This is a genomic window from Buchnera aphidicola (Periphyllus testudinaceus) (genome assembly GCF_964059035.1).
GTDB classification, from domain to species: domain Bacteria; phylum Pseudomonadota; class Gammaproteobacteria; order Enterobacterales; family Enterobacteriaceae; genus Buchnera_J; species Buchnera_J aphidicola_BN.
The window spans coordinates 426610-443972 of record NZ_OZ060380.1 but is presented as its reverse complement, the minus strand read 5'-3'; the positions used below and the strand labels follow the sequence as shown (position 1 = coordinate 443972).

Annotated in this window: 17 protein-coding genes and 3 tRNA genes; 12 read left to right on the top strand and 8 right to left on the bottom strand. The window is 18.1% G+C overall.

The window, feature by feature from the left end:
• The first annotated feature begins 203 nt into the window (after window positions 1-203).
• A complete protein-coding gene (locus tag AB4W45_RS02175) occupies window positions 204-1241 on the top strand; it encodes a hypothetical protein (protein WP_367671221.1) in 1038 nt (345 codons plus the stop codon).
• Window positions 1242-1382: 141 nt separating this feature from the next.
• Here the strand turns inward: AB4W45_RS02175 and AB4W45_RS02170 are convergent, their stop codons facing one another.
• From AB4W45_RS02170 to hslV, 3 genes are all read right to left on the bottom strand, one after another.
• Window positions 1383-2135, bottom strand: coding sequence for a ferredoxin--NADP reductase (locus AB4W45_RS02170; protein ID WP_367671219.1), 753 nt, complete (start codon window positions 2133-2135; stop codon window positions 1383-1385).
• 228 nt (window positions 2136-2363) lie between these two features.
• Entirely contained in the window at window positions 2364-3695 is a 1332-nt protein-coding gene (gene hslU, locus AB4W45_RS02165; protein ID WP_367671217.1) for an HslU--HslV peptidase ATPase subunit, read from the bottom strand.
• 9 nt (window positions 3696-3704) lie between these two features.
• The gene (gene hslV, locus AB4W45_RS02160) at window positions 3705-4235 is read right to left on the bottom strand and encodes an ATP-dependent protease subunit HslV (RefSeq protein ID WP_367671216.1); all 531 of its coding nucleotides are present in this window, start codon (window positions 4233-4235) and stop codon (window positions 3705-3707) included.
• Window positions 4236-4468: 233 nt separating this feature from the next.
• Between hslV and rpmE the strand changes: the two genes are divergently transcribed.
• Window positions 4469-4672 (top strand): 50S ribosomal protein L31, encoded by a 204-nt coding sequence (gene rpmE, locus AB4W45_RS02155; RefSeq protein ID WP_367671215.1) that lies wholly within the window; start codon window positions 4469-4471, stop codon window positions 4670-4672.
• Window positions 4673-5162: 490 nt separating this feature from the next.
• Here rpmE and AB4W45_RS02150 read toward each other — a convergent pair.
• Both AB4W45_RS02150 and orn read right to left on the bottom strand, forming a co-directional pair.
• Window positions 5163-5235: transfer RNA gene (locus tag AB4W45_RS02150), tRNA-Gly, on the bottom strand.
• Between the two features lie 81 nt (window positions 5236-5316).
• Window positions 5317-5898 carry an oligoribonuclease gene (gene orn / locus AB4W45_RS02145; protein WP_367671213.1) on the bottom strand — a complete coding sequence of 194 codons (582 nt, stop codon included), beginning with the start codon at window positions 5896-5898 and terminating at the stop codon, window positions 5317-5319.
• Between the two features lie 176 nt (window positions 5899-6074).
• Here orn and pgi point away from each other — a divergent pair, with 176 nt between their 5' ends.
• The 8 genes from pgi (at window position 6075) to dut (ending at window position 13843) form a co-directional block, all read left to right on the top strand.
• Entirely contained in the window at window positions 6075-7730 is a 1656-nt protein-coding gene (gene pgi, locus AB4W45_RS02140) for a glucose-6-phosphate isomerase (RefSeq protein ID WP_367671212.1), read from the top strand.
• 62 nt (window positions 7731-7792) lie between these two features.
• Complete coding sequence (gene miaA, locus AB4W45_RS02135) at window positions 7793-8734, top strand: tRNA (adenosine(37)-N6)-dimethylallyltransferase MiaA (RefSeq protein ID WP_367671210.1); 942 nt, start codon at window positions 7793-7795, stop codon at window positions 8732-8734.
• Window positions 8735-8796: 62 nt separating this feature from the next.
• Window positions 8797-10104 carry an adenylosuccinate synthase gene (locus tag AB4W45_RS02130; RefSeq protein WP_367671208.1) on the top strand — a complete coding sequence of 436 codons (1308 nt, stop codon included), beginning with the start codon at window positions 8797-8799 and terminating at the stop codon, window positions 10102-10104.
• Window positions 10105-10314: 210 nt separating this feature from the next.
• A complete protein-coding gene (locus tag AB4W45_RS02125; RefSeq protein WP_367671206.1) occupies window positions 10315-11847 on the top strand; it encodes a ribonuclease R family protein in 1533 nt (510 codons plus the stop codon).
• 251 nt (window positions 11848-12098) lie between these two features.
• Window positions 12099-12470 (top strand): 30S ribosomal protein S6, encoded by a 372-nt coding sequence (rpsF, locus tag AB4W45_RS02120; protein WP_367671204.1) that lies wholly within the window; start codon window positions 12099-12101, stop codon window positions 12468-12470.
• 78 nt (window positions 12471-12548) lie between these two features.
• Window positions 12549-12776 carry a 30S ribosomal protein S18 gene (gene rpsR, locus AB4W45_RS02115; RefSeq protein ID WP_367671203.1) on the top strand — a complete coding sequence of 76 codons (228 nt, stop codon included), beginning with the start codon at window positions 12549-12551 and terminating at the stop codon, window positions 12774-12776.
• 67 nt (window positions 12777-12843) lie between these two features.
• Window positions 12844-13299 carry a 50S ribosomal protein L9 gene (gene rplI, locus AB4W45_RS02110; RefSeq protein WP_367671201.1) on the top strand — a complete coding sequence of 152 codons (456 nt, stop codon included), beginning with the start codon at window positions 12844-12846 and terminating at the stop codon, window positions 13297-13299.
• 88 nt (window positions 13300-13387) lie between these two features.
• Window positions 13388-13843 carry a dUTP diphosphatase gene (gene dut / locus AB4W45_RS02105; protein WP_367671200.1) on the top strand — a complete coding sequence of 152 codons (456 nt, stop codon included), beginning with the start codon at window positions 13388-13390 and terminating at the stop codon, window positions 13841-13843.
• 168 nt (window positions 13844-14011) lie between these two features.
• On the opposite strand, the gene AB4W45_RS02100 is transcribed toward dut, so the two are convergent.
• A tRNA-Ile gene (locus tag AB4W45_RS02100) sits at window positions 14012-14085 on the bottom strand.
• Between the two features lie 148 nt (window positions 14086-14233).
• On the opposite strand from AB4W45_RS02100, the gene AB4W45_RS02095 reads away from it, so the two are divergent.
• Both AB4W45_RS02095 and sbcB read left to right on the top strand, forming a co-directional pair.
• Window positions 14234-14306 (top strand) — tRNA-Asn (locus AB4W45_RS02095).
• A gap of 273 nt (window positions 14307-14579) precedes the next feature.
• Window positions 14580-16019 carry an exodeoxyribonuclease I gene (sbcB, locus tag AB4W45_RS02090; protein WP_367671198.1) on the top strand — a complete coding sequence of 480 codons (1440 nt, stop codon included), beginning with the start codon at window positions 14580-14582 and terminating at the stop codon, window positions 16017-16019.
• Here sbcB and AB4W45_RS02085 read toward each other — a convergent pair.
• Together AB4W45_RS02085 and mutY are read right to left on the bottom strand one after the other, a co-directional pair.
• Entirely contained in the window at window positions 16016-16255 is a 240-nt protein-coding gene (locus AB4W45_RS02085) for an oxidative damage protection protein (RefSeq protein WP_367671197.1), read from the bottom strand. The genes sbcB and AB4W45_RS02085 overlap by 4 nt on opposite strands.
• Window positions 16256-16265: 10 nt before the next feature.
• Window positions 16266-17294 (bottom strand): A/G-specific adenine glycosylase, encoded by a 1029-nt coding sequence (gene mutY, locus AB4W45_RS02080; RefSeq protein WP_367671523.1) that lies wholly within the window; start codon window positions 17292-17294, stop codon window positions 16266-16268.
• Window positions 17295-17363 lie beyond the last annotated feature (69 nt).

Genomic DNA, 17363 nt, shown 5'->3' with positions numbered 1-17363 from the left:
TTGCAAGTTTTTTATTTAAATTTTTAATTAATAATTGTTTTTTTTAAAAAAATATCATTATGATATAATAAAGTCAATAAAAAAAATTTATGAATTATTTTTAAATTTTTTTATAAAAGTAAAGAATTTGTTTTATTAAAATTTACATAAAATAAATAATATAAATTATTATTTTATAAATAAAAAATACAAAGGAAATTAATATGATGTCTATTTTGGATTTTAAAAAAAAAAATTATATGAATTTACATAATAATTTAAAATTTTGTTCTATAAAAAATAATGAAAGCATAAAAAAAAATATTTTATTAGAAAAAAATACATTTATGAATATGAATCAATTAAACAGTTTATTTTTTAAACATCTTAAAAAAAAAATGGAAAGTAGTTCTTTGAGGAGCACTGTTAATGTTATTACAAATGATAAAAATTATAAAAAAGTTCATAAAAACAACGTTTTAGAAAATTCTTCTTGTATGAATAAAAATTTTAAAAAAATAAATAAAGAATCAACAAATAAAAATTTTATAAATAATTTTTTATTATCAAAGAATTCATCTAATAATGATGTATCTAATAATATAAGTTCGATTGATTCAGAAAATAAAGACGAACATTCTAATGATTATTATTTAAAAAGTATTAAAAATAGTTTATCAGAAATGTCAGAAATTACAGATCAAGAATCAGATAGTGATGGTTTAGATATAGATTCTAAACATATTACATGGAAAGTTTTAATAAAAGTAATTCATTCAAAAGAAAATATTGATTTATTATCTGGTTTTCAAGATTCTTTTAATGATTTAAAAAAAACTTCTAATTTAAGTGAAGATTTTGATATTGAAGATCCTACATCTTCTTTTCAATTTAATTCATCTCCTGTTTATAAAAATTCTAAAGAAGAAATTTTAAAAAATCTTGAAAAATTTTTTCCAAATTTAGAAGATCGTCAATTAATTTCAAATTATGCAAATAGTGATATTTTAATTGAAGCTCGTAGAGCTTTTTTAAGAAGAACATCAAATATTATGAATTTTTCTCCAATTCATTCGCATATAAATTATTTAATAGATAAATTGCCAGATGGAAATATTCAATTAATTGTAATTTATTTATCTGATTTAGCTCAAATAAAGTATGATTCAAGTGAGTTTTATAATACTTTTGGTCTTCGCGCAAAATGTATTTTATATAAAGATAAAATACCTGATGTAAAATACGCATATTTTGTTAAATAAATTTTTAATTAAATTTAGTAAATTTTATTTTTTAAATAAAATTTATATATTTTTTTAACAGTTTTAAACAGAGTACATATGAAAAAATATTTTTTGTACTCTGTTTATTTATTTTTTTAATACATATATTTTTATGTAAAATTACCAGTAATTTTCTCTTGTAATATTTCCAGGTTTTTTTCTAAGATTTTTTGTCATTTTTTTTTCATTAATTAAAATATTAAACATTTCTTTTACCATAAAAGGATTTCCACATAACATGACATTAGAATTTTTATTTGTCATGTTTATTCCTATAAATTTTTCAAGTGTTTTATTTAGAAATAGTTTTGTAATTCTACCATACAAAAATTTATTTTTTTTTTCACGACTAATTGTAATAGCGACAATTAATTTTTTTTTATATTTTTTTTCTAATTTCTTTATTAAATTTAAATATTTTAAGTCAGAAAAATAACGAACAGAATGAATTAAAATAATTTTTTTAAATTTTTTTGTTTCGTTATTTTCTTGTAAAATTGATAAAAATGGTCCAATAGCAGTTCCTGTTGAAATCATCCATAAATTTTTAGATGGTTGAATTTCTTTAAGAGTAAAAAAACCAAAAGAATTTTTTGAAATAAAAATTTCTTCATTTTTTTTTAAAAGCATTATTTCTTTGCTCATTTCTCCTTTTTTTACAAGAGTAATAAAAAACTTTATTATTTTTTTTTTTGGAGGATTTACAAATGAATAAGCTCTTTGTATTTTTTTATTTTTACTAGAATTTTTAATTAATATTTTAGAAAATTGTCCAGCAATAAATTTGTTTATAGGTGCTTTTAGTGAAATTTTTAATAAATTATTTTTCCAGTATACAATTTTTTTAATTTTAGCTTTTACCCATATAGTCATATATATCCTATTAAAAAAATTTGATCAGTATTAATATTTTTTTAATTTAATTTAAATAAATTATTAAATTTATATTTTTTTTTTAAAATATTATATGATAATATTTTTTTTAAATAATTTATTAATTGTAAATAATTATTTTAAAATATTAATATATAATTTCATTTATATATTAATATTTAATATTGAATGTATAATTTTTATAATATTTTTTAATTTTTTTCAAAATTATAATATAAATTTATTAAGATCTTCTTTTGAAATTAATTCATTTAAGTGTTTTTTTACATAATTAGAATCAATATCAATTTTTTTTCCAATATTTTTATCAGAATTAAAAGAAATGTCTTCCATTAATTTTTCTAATACAGTATATAATCTTCTTGCTCCAATATTTTCTATACTTTCGTTTATTTTCCAAGAAGTTTCTGCAATTTTTTTAATTCCATCTTTTGTAAAATTAATTTGTATATTTTCTGTACTTAATAATGCTTTATATTGCATAGTTATTGAAGTTTTAGGTTCAGTTAGTATTTTTTCAAAATCATTTATTGTTAAAGCTTTTAATTCCACTCTAATTGGAAGTCTACCTTGAAGTTCTGGAATTAAATCTGAAGGAGATGATATTTGAAAAGCTCCAGATGTTATAAATAAAATATGATCTGTTTTAACTGCTCCATGTTTTGTAGATACTGTACATCCTTCTATTAATGGTAATAAATCTCTTTGTACGCCTTCTCTTGAAACATCAGGTCCAGATGTGTTGTTTCCTTTACATATTTTATCTATTTCATCAATAAATACTATTCCGTTTTGTTCAACTGAATTTATAGCTTCTTTTTTTAGTCTTTCAGGATTAATTAATTTAGATGCTTCTTCATCTATTAAAAGTTTCATTGCATCTTTTATTTTTAATTTTCTTATGTTTTTTTTTGGTCCACTTAAATTTTGAAATAATGATTGTAATTGATTAGTTAATTCTTCCATTCCTGGAGGAGCCATAATTTCTATTCCCATTGTGGAACCTAAAACGTTAATTTCTATTTCTTTATTATCTAATTTTCCTTCTTTTAATTTTTTACGAAAGCTTTGTATAGTTTTTAGTGGTCTTTCGTTTTTTTTATCTTTTTTTAAATGTTTTACTGCTCCTGGAACTAGTACATCTAAAATTCTTTCTTCTGCTAATTTTTTTACTTTTTTTCTATTTTTTTTTATAGTTTTTATTCGAATCATTTTTACTGATATGTCTGTTAGTTCTCTTATAATTGAATCTACTTCTTTTCCAACATATCCAACTTCAGTAAATTTTGTGGCTTCAACTTTTATAAATGGAGCATTAGATAATTTTGCTAATCTTTTAGCAATTTCAGTCTTTCCAATACCAGTGGGTCCTATCATAAGAATGTTTTTTGGAGTAATTTCATTTTTTAAGTTATTTTTTAACTGCATTCTTCTCCATCTATTTCTTAATGCTATAGCTACTGCTTTTTTTGCTTCTAATTGACCAATAATAAATTTATTTAATTCTTTAACTATTTTTTTAGGCGTCATGGAAGCCATTTTTTTTCCTTAATTTTTTATTGATAGTTCTTTTATAGTAAAAGAATTATTTGTATATATACAAATGTTTGCTGCAATCGTTAATGATTTTTTAACAATATTTAAAGCATTTAAATTTGTATTATTCAATAAAGCGTATGCAGCTGCTTGAGCATAACACCCACCTGATCCTATGGCTATTATATTATTTTCCGGTTGAATAACGTCTCCATTACCTGTTATTATTAAAGAATTTTTTTTATCTGCAACAGCTAATAAAGCTTCTAATTTTCTAAGTATTCGATCGTTTCTCCAATCTTTAGCTAATTCAATAGCAGCTCTTTTTAATTGACCTTGATATATTGAAAGTTTTTTTTCAAATAATTCGAATAAAGTGAATGCATCAGCTGTGCTTCCAGCAAATCCAGCAATGACTTTTTTATTATAAAGTGTTCGTACTTTTTTTACATTGCTTTTCATTATAGTATGTCCTAAAGTAGCTTGTCCATCTCCACCGATTACTACTTTATTTTTTGTTCTTATACTTAATATAGTTGTCATTTTTATATCTTTTTAGTTTATATTAATAAATTTTTAAAAATTTTTTAATAATTATAATTTTTAAAAAATAAAATTATTTAAAATTTTTGTTATTAATGTTTATGAGAATAAGTATTGAAATTTTTAAAATAACTAAAATTTTTTTATTTTTAATTTTTTTTTAAAAATAAATATTTATTTTTTTTATTTAATATATTATTATTAATTATATTTATTAAATAATAAGAGTTGTTATGAAAAAAAACATTCATCCTAAATATTTTTCTAATTCAGCAATTTGTTCTTGTGGAAATAAAATTAGTTTTTTTAGTACGTTATCTAAAAACATTAATTTAGATGTATGTTCAAATTGTCATCCGTTTTATACAGGTAAACAAAGAATAGTAGATACTGGAGGGCGAGTTGAATTGTTTAATAAAAGATTTAATATTTCTTAAAATTTATAAAAATATTATATAAAAAAGTTTTTTTAATAAAATTTTTTATTTTATTTTATTTTTTATAATTAATTTAATTTTAAATATATTAAATTATTTTTTTTAAAAAATTTTTTTATTTTTATATAATGTTATAAATATAAAATTTATTTAGAAATAAAATTAATATTTTTTTGAATATTTTAAAAAATTTTATAAAAATTAATTTTTTTTTTTATTATTTTTATAAGATGTTTTTAAATTAAATTTGTATATTTCATAAAAAAATTTTAAAAAAATAAAAGTAATATTTTTTTAAAAAAATAAAAAACATATAATTTTTATATAAAAATTTTATTTAAAATTTTTAATATATTTTTTTATTTTTTAAAAAAAAATATTATTAATATTTTATTTAAATATTTTTTAATTTTTATAAATATAAGTGATTTGTTAATTAATATTTTATGTGAAAAAGATGTATTTTTAAACAAATTGCATTATGTTAATTAGCGGGAAACGAGTCTCGAACTCGTGACCTTAACCTTGGCAAGGTTATGCTCTACCAACTAAGCTATTCCCGCATTTTTAATAAATTTTTATTTAATAATTTTTATTATTTATTAATAATATTATACGACATAGATGATATTTTCAAGTTTTCTTTAAAAATATTTTTTTTTTTTTTTTAAATTAAAAAAATTTTTTTTATAAAATAAAAGTTCTTTAATGGATTGTTTAATATCATATAATGCAGAATGTTTGTTTTTTTTTTGTGTTGTGGGTAAATAATTAGATTTCCATCTATAATATAATTCTTTAATGGTGCTAATATCTAAATTTCTATAATGTAAATGCTTTTCTATTTTTGGCATGTATTTTTTTAAAAATTCTCGATCTTTCCAAACTGTATTTCCACATATAGGTGATTTTTTTGGAATTGTCCATTTTTTTAAAAATTTTAGGATTTTTTTTTCAGCAGAAAATTCAGTATATTTACTTTCTCTAACTTTTTTTATTAATCCGCTATGAAAATGTGTTTTTTTATTCCAATCATTCATTTTTTCTATTTTTTTTAAGGATTGATAAATGCATATTACAAAATCTTCTGTTAAAATTTTTAAATTTTTATCTGTAATTACTACAGCAATTTCAAGTATTCTATTTTTTTTATAACATAATCCAGTCATTTCTAAATCAATCCAAATTAAATTGTTTTTATGTAACTTTTTTTTATTTATTTTCATATAATATTTTTATAAGATGTGATTTAATTATTTAGTTTTTAGTATAATATATTTATATGTAATATTTTATTTTAAATATTTTTTTAAAAAACTTTTGAGTATTTATAAAAATATATTTTTAATAATATATAAATTTTAAATTTTATTATTTTTTAAAAAATGAGAGAAATTTGATAATGAAAAATATAAATCCTATAGAAACAAAATCTTGGAATAAATTACAAAAACATTTTTTAAAAATAAAAGATTTTCATATAAAAGATTTTTTTAAAAAAGATCCTGATCGTTTTAAAAATTTTTCTTTAAATTTTGATGATTTAATTTTATTTGATTATTCAAAAAATAGAATTACTCAAAAAACAATGTCTTATCTAATAAAATTAGCTAAAGAATGTTTTTTAAAACAATCTATTAAATCTATGTTTAATGGAAATTTTATTAATGTTACAGAAAATCAACCTGTTTTACATACTTTATTACGAAATTTTTCAAAAAAAAATTTTTTTATTGATGGAGAAAATCTTTCTTTAAAAATTAATAAAACATTAAAAAAAATACAATCGATATCATTTTCTATTATAAATAAAAAATGGAGAGGATATACTGGAGAACCAATTACTGATATTGTAAATGTTGGAATAGGAGGTTCTGATTTAGGTCCATTTATGGTTACTGAATCTTTAAAACCATATAAAAATCATTTAAATATGCATTTTATTTCAAATATTGATGGAACACAAGTGATAGAAGTTTTAAATAAAATTAATATAAAATCTACTGTTTTTTTAATTGCTTCAAAAACATTTACTACGCAAGAAACAATAACTAATGCAAAGACAATTAGAAATTATTTTTTTAAAGAAAAAAAATTTTTAAAATCAGATATATCAAAGCATTTTATTGCGTTATCTATGAACAAAAATGAAGTAAAAAAATTTGGTATTTCAGAAAAAAATTTTCTTCCTTTATGGAATTGGGTTGGTGGAAGATATTCTTTATGGTCAGCAATTGGTTTATCTATTGCATTATCTATTGGGTATAAAAATTTTCTTTTATTATTAAAAGGAGCAAAAAGAATGGATGATCATTTTTTAAATGCTCCTTTGAAAAAAAATTTTCCAGTTTTATTAGGTTTAATTAGTATATGGTATAATAATTTTTTTTTATCAGAAACAGAAGCAATTCTTGTATATGATCAATATATGCATAAATTTTCTTCTTATTTACAGCAATTAAGTATGGAATCTAATGGGAAAAGTATTGATAGAAATAAAAAAAATATATCATTTCAAACAGGACCAATAATATGGGGAGAACCTGGAACAAACGGACAACATTCTTTTTATCAATTAATGCATCAGGGAACAAAATTAATTCCATCAGATTTTATTATTCCTATTCATTCTCATAATAATTGTAATAATCATCATATAAAGTTGTTATCTCATTTTTTTGCACAAACTCGATCTTTAGCTTTTGGTAAATCTTTAAAAGAATTAAAAAAAGATTTAAAGAAAAAAACAAACAAAAAGTTAAATAATAAAAAAAATAATTTTTTAATGTATCAAGTGTGTTTAGGTAATCAACCTACAAATTCTATGTTAGTAAAAAAAATTACTCCATATACTTTAGGTTTATTAATTTCTTTATATGAACATAAAATTTTTACTCAAGGAGTGATATTTAATGTTTTTAGTTTTGACCAATGGGGAGTTGAATTAGGTAAAAATGTAGCAAAAGATATTTTATCTACATTAAAAAAAAATGATTTTTGTTCAAGTTATGATTCTTCAACTAATGGATTAATAAATTATTATAAAAAAAATAAGTAATTTTTTAATTTTTTTATATAGTATGAGATTCTTTTAATAATTTAAAATAATTTAAAATATTTATGAGTAAAAATAAAAAATTAGTAATATTTTTAATGGGTCCTACAGCATCTAATAAAACAGAATTAGCAATACAATTAAGTCAATTATTACCAATTGATTTAATTAGTGTAGATTCTGGTCTTATTTACAAAGAATGGAATATTGGAACAGCTAAACCAAATAAAAATGAGTTAATCATTGCTCCACATAAACTTATAAATATTATAAATATTACAGAAAATTATTGTGTAGGTACGTTTAGAAAACATGCTTTACAAGAAATTAAAAATTCTATATTAAATAAAAGAATTCCTATGTTAGTAGGAGGAACTATGTTTTATTATAATTCTTTATTAAATGGTTTATCTGATTTACCTTCTAGAAATAATAAAATGAGAGAGCTTATTTTAAAAAAATTTTCTATTAGACCCTTAAACAATTTATATAAAGAATTAATTTTCGTAGATCCTATTTCGGCATTAAAAATTCATCCAAATGATACACAGAGAGTTTTAAGAGCGTTAGAAGTATATTATTTGTCTGGAAAGAAAATTAGTGATTTAATAAAATTTAATAATTATAAATTTCCTTATCAAGTTTTAAAATTTATTAGTATGCCTAAAAATAAAGATATTTTACATAGAAACATAGAATTAAGATTAAAAAAAATGTTAAATTCTGGTTTTCAAGATGAAGTAGAAAGAATTTCTTTAGATAGTTCTTTTTATAAAAATTCCCCAGGAATGAAATGCATTGGTTATAAAAATATGTATAATTATATTTTAGGAAAAATTACTTATCAAGATATGGTGTCTCAAATATTGATATCTACTAAAAAATTAGCAAAGCACCAATTAACTTGGTTAAAAAATATGAAAACATTTTTTTCTATAAATAGTGAAAAAATTAGTTCTTCTGTTACTTTCATGTATAATAAAATTCGAGAGTTATTAAAAATATAGTGTATATTTTTATAAATATTTTTTAAAGAAATTAATTTTTAAAATATTTGGAGTAGTATATTTTGATTAAAAATATTGTAATTTTAGGGGTTCAATGGGGAGATGAAGGAAAAGGAAAAATTGTTGATTTGTTTTCTAAAACTTCAGATTATGTTGTAAGATATCAAGGTGGAAATAATGCAGGTCATACTTTATTAGTTAATAAAAAAAAAATAGTTTTACATTTAATACCATCTTGTGTTTTATATAAAAAAACAACAGCAATTCTTGGAAATGGAGTTGTTGTTTCATTAATAGACTTAATTAAAGAAATAAATTATTTAAAAGAAAAAAATATTTTTATTAAAGATCGTGTTATATTATCTCATTCTATTACTTTAATTTTTGAATATCATATTTTTTTAGATAAAGCACGTGAAGAAAGTAATTTAAAAAGCTCTATTGGCACTACTCGTAAAGGAATAGGTCCTGCTTATGAAGATAAAATTGCTAGGAGAGCTATACGAATAAATGATTTAAATAATGTTCATTTTTTTTCAAAAATGTTAAAAAAAAATGTTCAATATTATAATTTTCAATTAAAAAATATTTATAAAAGAAATATAGTTTCTTATAAAAAAATATATAATGAATCTTTAAATTCTTTTTTAGAATTAAAACATATGATTCAAGATGTTGGGCTATTTTTAAATAAAAAAATTAAAAAAGGTTTTAAAATTGTTTTTGAAGGAGCTCAAGGATCTCTTTTAGATATTGATCATGGAACATATCCTTATGTTAGTTCTTCAAATAGTACTATTGGTGGAGTAATTACTGGAACAGGTGTAGGAATTAAAAATATTGAATATATTTTAGGTGTATCGAAACTGTATTCTACTAGAGTAGGAAATGGACCTTTTCCAACAGAAGTTTTTGGTAATATTCATAATCATTTATATAAAATTGGAAAAGAATTTGGATCTACTACTGGGAGAATTCGAAGAACTGGATGGTTAGATTTAGTATTATTAAAACGAATGATTCAAATTAATTCATTATCAGGAATATGTTTCACGAAATTAGATGTATTAGATTATTTACAAACGATCAAAGTTTGTATAAAATATATTAATAAAGATTCTAAAAAAGAATTAAAAATTTTTCCATCTAATGAAATAGAATGGAAAAATGTTATTCCAGTTTATAAATCTTTTAAAGGATGGAACCAATCAACTAAATCAATTGTTTTATTTAAAAAGTTACCGAAAAATGTAATAAAATTTATTAATTTTATACAAAACTTTATTAAAATTTCAATAGATTTAATTTCTACTGGTCCAGAACGTAGTGAAATTATTATATTAAATAATTTTTTAAAAAAATTTATATAAGTATAAATTGTTAAATTTTTGTTTAAAGAATTTTTTATTTATAAATTTTTTTAAATATAATTTTTAAAAATTATAATTTTTTTTTAAAAAATTTTATAAATATATAAAAATTTTTATAAAATGTTATATGTTATATTTTGTATATTTTATAAAAATATTTAGTTGTAAAATAGGATAATTAATATAAAAATATTTAAAAAAAAAATAAATGTGAATAGTGTTTTAAAAAAAGCTTTAAAGAAATATAAAATTCCTTCAGTTTGGACTGAAAAAGTTCTTAATGCGGTAAATTTTATAAAATCTCAACAATACAAATTTGATAAAAATATTCGTAAAGATTTAAGAAATCTTCCGTTTATTACAATTGATGAAGAGGATTCATATGATTTTGATGACGCTATTTATTGTTATAGGATTAAACACAATGGTTATTGGAAACTCTTAGTTGCTATTTCAGATGTAAGTTTTTATATTAAAGAAAAATCTTCTTTAGATAAAGAAGCGTTTAATAGAGGAACTTCTATATATTTTCCATTAAAAGTTGTTCCAATGTTTCCAGAAGAATTATCTACAGATATTTTTTCTTTATTACCAAATAAAGATAGATATTGTTTTGTATGTGAAATGACTTTATCGAAGATAGGAAATTTACTTTATTATAAATATTATGAAGCAATAATTAAATCTCATGCAAGATTAACTTATTCTAATGTTATGAAAATATGGAATAAAGATATATTTCTATGTAAAAGATTTATAAAAATTAAAAAATATATAAAAAATTTATATTTTTTAAATAATATTTTAATAAAAAATAAAAATTTAGAGAAAACTATTTTTTTTAATAGTGATGAACCTTATTTTATATTTGATTCTAAATTTAGAATAAAATCAATAATTTTAAAAAAAAGAAATTTAGTTCATAATTTTATTGAATTTTGTATGATATTAGCCAATAAATCTGCTGCATTATTTATTGAAAAAAATAAAGTTGTATCTTTATTTAGAAATCATGAATTTCCTACTCTTTCAAAAATTATAAATTTTAGAAAGGTGTTAAAAAAATTTAATTTAAGACTTACAGGAGGAAAAAATCCTGTTATTAAAGATTATTTTAATCTATATAAGAAAATAAAAAATAAACCTTATAAAGAAATAATAAATTTAGCATTGTTAAAGTCTACAAAAAAAGCATATTATAGTGAAAAAAATTCTGGTCATTTTGGTTTAGCAGAAACACATTATACTCATTTTACTTCTCCAATACGGCGTTATTCAGATTTAATAGTTCATCGTACTATTAAATTTATTTTAAAAAATAAAAATAAAAAAAAAAAAATTATAAAAAATTATTTTTTAAATAAAAAATTTTTTCATAATATAATTTTAATGAAGAAATTTTCAAAACAGTGTGTAATAACTGAAAAAAGAGCTGATAAAGCTTATAAATTTGTTTTAGATTTATTAAAATTTGAGTTTTTAAAAAAAAAAATAGGAAGTGAATTTAATGGTATTATTTCTCATATTACAGAGTTTGGATTTTTTGTTAAAATAAATAAACTTTTTTTAGATGGTTTAGTTCATGTATCAAAATTAAGAGATGATTATTATTTTTATAATAAAAAAAAAAATTTTTTAAAAGGTAAACGTTTAAAAAAAGTTTTTTCTATTGGAGATTTTGTTAAGGTAAAAATTTTATCTATTAAAATAAAAAATAAAATTATTAATTTATCTTTAATTTAAAAATTTAAAATTTTTGTTGAAAATTTATATTATAAATTTTTTTAGTTTTTTGTATTAATATATTATTATAATATTGTTTTAAAAATAATTATTATATATAAAATATGTTTTATTTTTTAAAATTTTTTATATTTTTATAAAATTAATTTATTATTTTATAAATTTAAGTTTTTAATATAAATATATTTTTTATATTTTTAAAATTTTATATAAAACATAAAATTATTCTTTTTATAAGGAGTTTTTTTAAAGTGCGTTATTATGAAATTGTATTTATGATACATCCTGATAAAAGTGAAAATTCTAATGAAATTGTTTTACGTTATAAAAAATTAATTTTTAATTTATCTGGAAAAATTCATCGTTTAGAAGATTGGGGAAGACGACAATTATCTTATCCAATTAATAAGTTAAATAAAGCTCATTATATTTTAATGAATATAGAAATTTCTCAAAAAAATATAAAAAATATAGAAAACGCATTTAAATTTGATGATTCTATTATAAGAAACATTATTTTTTGTACAAAAAAAATAAGTGTTGAAATGTCTCCGATATTAAAAGAAAAAACTGAAATAAAAGATAAACGATCAGAAGTTGTTATTAAGAAAATAAATATATAAAATTTTTTAGAAATTTTTTATTATAATAATATATAATAGTTATTTTTAAAAATATTTATGCATAGGAAAAATAAATATATGACTCGTTATTTTAGACGAAGAAAATTTTGTAGATTTACATCTGAAGGAATAAAACACGTAGATTATAAAGATATTTCTATATTAAAAAGTTATATTACGGAAAGTGGTAAAATTGTTCCTAGTCGAATAACTGGAACTAAATCAAAGTATCAACGGCAATTAGCAAAAGCTATAAAAAAAGCAAGGTATTTATCTTTACTTCCATATATGGATCATCATAAATAAGTTTTATTTAAATTTTATAAAAAATAAATATTTTTTTATTTTATAGTATCAAGTAAAGAGGAGATTTATGAATGTTATATTGTTAATTTCTTTTAATAAATTAGGAAAATTAGGAGATATGATCCAAGTTAAACCTGGTTATGCAAGAAATTTTCTTTTTCCTAAAGAAATTGCTATTCCAGCAATTAAAAAAAATATTGAATATTTTAAAAATTATAAAAAAAATTTAAAAAATAAATTAGAAAAAAAGTTATTTATATCACGTTCTCGTATAGAAGAAATTAAAAAAATAAAAAATATAGTTATATTTTCAAAGTCAGGAAAAAAAGGAAAATTATTTGGATCTATAGGTGTTCGTGATATTTCACGAAAATTAAATGAACTGGGAATTAAAGTTAAAAAATCTGAAATAAAATTAAAAAATGGATTATTGCGTTCTTTAGGTGAGCATATAGTATTATTTCAACCTCATAAAGATATAAGTACTAATATTAAAATTATTATATCTTCTGAAAATAAATAACATTTTTATTTTTTTCTTTAAATATTTTTTTATAAATATTTATAGAAAATTATAAACCAACATTTTAACAATTTTAAAAATATTTACAATGAAAATTGATATTAAAATATTAAATAAAAATTTAAAAAAGAAAAAATTTTTTCCAAAATATTCCACTACTGGTTCAGCAGGAATAGATTTAAGAGCTTGTATTTCTAAAAAAATAAATATTAAAAAAAATGAATCTTTTTTATTTTCTACAGGAATTTCTATATATATTAATAGTTTAACTTTATCTGCTTTTATAATTCCTAGATCAGGTTTAGGGCATAAAAATGGAATTATATTAGGAAATTCTGTTGGATTAATTGATTCAGATTATCAGGGAGAAATTATGGTATCTTTATGGAATAGAAGTAATAAATTATATTGTGTTAATCCGTATGATAGAATTGCTCAAATTGTTTTCGTTCCTATAAAAAAAGTAACATTTAATGTTGTAAAAAATTTTTCTGAAAAGAGCGAACGAGGAATTTTTGGTTTTGGTCATACAGGAAAAAACTAAAATTATTTTAAAAAATTTTTTTATATTTATTTCAATAGAATTTTAAATTTTTTTATTTTATTAAAAAACTTTATTTTTTAAAATATATATTTAAAAAATATATAAATTATTTTATTTAAATATAAAATTTTTTTTAAAAATTTTATATTTTAAAATTTTATTTTATTGTGGCCCTTGCTGGATTTGAACCAGCGACCAAGCGATTATGAGTCGCCTGCTCTGACCGACTGAGCTAAAGGGCCAAAAAATAAAAATATAAAAATATTTTCTTATAAAACAAATTATAATAGAATTATAGATAATAATCTAGTAATCTTTTATAAAAAATTTTTTTAATATAAATCTTTAATAAATTTTTTTTTTTAAAAAAATTATGTTATAATTTAATTTTCCTCTGTAGTTCAGTTGGTAGAACGGCGGACTGTTAATCCGTATGTCACTGGTTCGAGCCCAGTCGGAGGAGTTTATAAAAAATATAATTTACATAAAAAATATTTTTTATTTTTTTTTTAATTTATTTTATTTTTAGTTTTTTAATTATTTTTAACATTATTATATTATTATATTTTTATTAAATTTTATTTTATTTTAAAAAAATAGTTTTATTAAAATAATTTGTTTAAAAATATAAAATATATTTTAATTTTTATATTATTTATTTTTAAAAATGTTTTGAATATTTTTTATATATAATATATTTTATTATTTATAATATTTTTTTTATAAATGATAAATTATGAAAAATAAATTTTCTACAAATTTTTTGTTTTATGATTACGAAACTTTTGGAATTAATCCAATATCAGATAAACCTGTACAATTTGCTTGTATTAAAACAGATTTTAATTTCAATTTAATATCTAAACCAATTGTATTATATTGTTATCCACCTATTGATTATTTACCGGATCCAGAAGCGATTCTTGTTCATTCAATTACTCCTCAATATTCTAAAAAATATGGATTAAATGAATCATTTTTTTCTAAAAAAATTTATGATATATTAAATTTTCCTAATACTTGTATTTTAGGATATAATAATATTAATTTTGATGATGAAATTACTAGAAATATATTTTATAGAAATTTTTTTAATTCATATAATTGGCATTGGAAAAATAATAATACGAGATGGGATGTTTTAAATTTAATAAGAGCTTTTTATGCTTTACGTCCTACAGGAATTAATTGGCCAAAAAATAAAAAAAATTATGTTTCGTTTAAATTATCAGATTTAACTAAAATAAATAAAATTCATCATTATAAAACACATGATGCTTTATCTGATGTATATGCAACTATTAATTTATTAAAATTAATTAAAAAAAATAATAAAAAATTTTTTAATTTTTTATTTTTTATAAGAAAAAAAAATAATTTATTAAAATTAGTGAAAAAAAATTATTTAAAACCATTAATTTATATTTCTAGTTATTTTGGTTCTAAAAAAAATAATTTTGGTCGAATTATTCCTTTAATTATACATCCACAAAACAAAAATATTTTAATTACTATGGATTTAGATAAAAAATATTGTTTTAAAAATTTTATTAAAAATTTTAGTAAATTTTTAAATTTCGATATAAAATATTTATTTTCTATTGGAATTAGATTTATTTATTTAAATAAATGTCCTATTTTACTTCCTATTGTTTCTTTACGAAATAAAGATATTTTAAGATTAAAATTAGATCAAGAAAATTTTTTTAAAAATTTATGTTTTTTTAAAAAATTTTTTAACATAGATGTAATAAATAAATTATCTAAAATTAATTTTAAAAAAAAAAAATATAAACACATTGATTTTAAATTATATAAAAATTTTTTTAGTTTTACAGATCAAGAAAAAATTAAAAATTTTCGAAAATTAATTGATAAAAATATTTTTAAAGAAAATTACTTAGTTTCTGATAAGAGATTTAAAGATCTTTGGTTTTTTTTTAAAGCAAGAAATTTTCCAATATTTTTGAATGAAAAAGATAAAAATCGATGGAAAAAATATTTAATAAATTTTTTTAATAAAGAAAAAATTTTTATTTATATAGAAAAAATTAATTTTTTAAAAAAATTATATTTTAGTAATTCAAATAAAATATATTTATTAAATAAAGTTTTAATGTATTTAAAATATTTAAAAAATCAATTAAAAAATATATTAACAAATAATTTATTTTAAATTTTTTTTTGAAACAAAAATTTTTTCATTTTTTTTTTAATAATTTTTTGATCAGATATTTTTAACATGCTTAATTTTTTTTCATTAATTAGTATAGTTTGTTTTTTTATCCATTTTTTCCAAGCTTTTTTAGATATATTATTATAAATTTTTTTTCCTAGTTTTCCAGGGTATACTTGGTAATTTAATCCATTCATTTTTTTTTTAAAAAAATTACAATATATTTTTTTTTTCATAATATTTTTCTTAGATTTTATTTTTTTTATATATTTTAAAAAATATTTTTTTAACAATTATTGGTATTCCTATTTTTTTAGGATTATTAAAATTAAACCAAATTTTATTATTTTTTATTTTTTTTATTTTTTTTATTTTTATTATAATTACTTTTATTAGTAACGAATAATGACTAAAATGATGTAAAAATTTTTTTAATTTTTTTTTATTTTTAAAGTTAATTTTTTTTTTTTTTATCCATTTAAGCATTTTTTTTTTTTTATAAAACATAGGAAAATAATATAAATTATTCCAAATAGTATATTTTTGTTTTTTTAAATAAAATAAATTTTTGTATTTTAATATTATAAACCAACATTTTTTTATTTTTTTTATTTTAGATTTTTTATTTTTTTTAATATCAATTTTTTTTATATATGTAAGACATTTTTTTTTTAAAGGACAAATTTTACATATTGGTTGATGAATTTTACAAACGATTTTTCCTAAATCCATCATTGATTGATTAAATTTTTGAGAATTATGGATTGGTGTTAAAAAATTTATTTTTTTCCATAGTTTTTGTTCTAATTGATATTTTTTTTTTATATTATAGAATCTTTTTAAAATTCTTTTTACATTTCCATCAAGTATTGGAAAAAAATAATTAAAAGTTAAAGATAAAATAGCTCCAGCAGTAGATTTTCCAATTCCTGGAAATTTTAATAAATGATAAAAATTGTCTGGAATAATGTTATTATATTTTTTTTTTATTATTTGAGATGTTTTATAAATGTTTTTGGCACGATTATAAAAACCTAATCCGCTCCATAAAAAAAGTATTTCATCTAAAGAACTATTAGATAATTTTTTTATATTAGGAAATTTTTTTATAAATTTTTTAAAATAAGGAATAACAGTTTTAACTTGAGTTTGTTGTAACATAATTTCAGAAATCCAAGTTTTAAATATATTTTTTTTAATTTGCCATGGTAAATTTTTTCTTCCGTGTTTATGAAACCAATTTATTATTGTTCTAGAAAAATTAAATTTATAGATCATAATTTTTTCTTATATATTTATAAATTATAATTTATTATTTTTTATTTTTTTTTTAAATATAGTTTT

What these genes read in the sequence shown, in the direction of transcription:
- AB4W45_RS02175 (WP_367671221.1), top strand. Translation starts at nt 204, where the DNA reads ATGATGTCTATTTTGGATTTTAAAAAAAAAAATTATATGAATTTACAT.
- AB4W45_RS02170 (WP_367671219.1), bottom strand. Translation starts at nt 2,135, where the DNA reads ATGACTATATGGGTAAAAGCTAAAATTAAAAAAATTGTATACTGGAAA.
- hslU (WP_367671217.1), bottom strand. Translation starts at nt 3,695, where the DNA reads ATGGCTTCCATGACGCCTAAAAAAATAGTTAAAGAATTAAATAAATTT.
- hslV (WP_367671216.1), bottom strand. Translation starts at nt 4,235, where the DNA reads ATGACAACTATATTAAGTATAAGAACAAAAAATAAAGTAGTAATCGGT.
- rpmE (WP_367671215.1), top strand. Translation starts at nt 4,469, where the DNA reads ATGAAAAAAAACATTCATCCTAAATATTTTTCTAATTCAGCAATTTGT.
- orn (WP_367671213.1), bottom strand. Translation starts at nt 5,898, where the DNA reads ATGAAAATAAATAAAAAAAAGTTACATAAAAACAATTTAATTTGGATT.
- pgi (WP_367671212.1), top strand. Translation starts at nt 6,075, where the DNA reads ATGAAAAATATAAATCCTATAGAAACAAAATCTTGGAATAAATTACAA.
- miaA (WP_367671210.1), top strand. Translation starts at nt 7,793, where the DNA reads ATGAGTAAAAATAAAAAATTAGTAATATTTTTAATGGGTCCTACAGCA.
- rpsR (WP_367671203.1), top strand. Translation starts at nt 12,549, where the DNA reads ATGACTCGTTATTTTAGACGAAGAAAATTTTGTAGATTTACATCTGAA.
- rplI (WP_367671201.1), top strand. Translation starts at nt 12,844, where the DNA reads ATGAATGTTATATTGTTAATTTCTTTTAATAAATTAGGAAAATTAGGA.
- dut (WP_367671200.1), top strand. Translation starts at nt 13,388, where the DNA reads ATGAAAATTGATATTAAAATATTAAATAAAAATTTAAAAAAGAAAAAA.
- sbcB (WP_367671198.1), top strand. Translation starts at nt 14,580, where the DNA reads ATGAAAAATAAATTTTCTACAAATTTTTTGTTTTATGATTACGAAACT.
- AB4W45_RS02085 (WP_367671197.1), bottom strand. Translation starts at nt 16,255, where the DNA reads ATGAAAAAAAAAATATATTGTAATTTTTTTAAAAAAAAAATGAATGGA.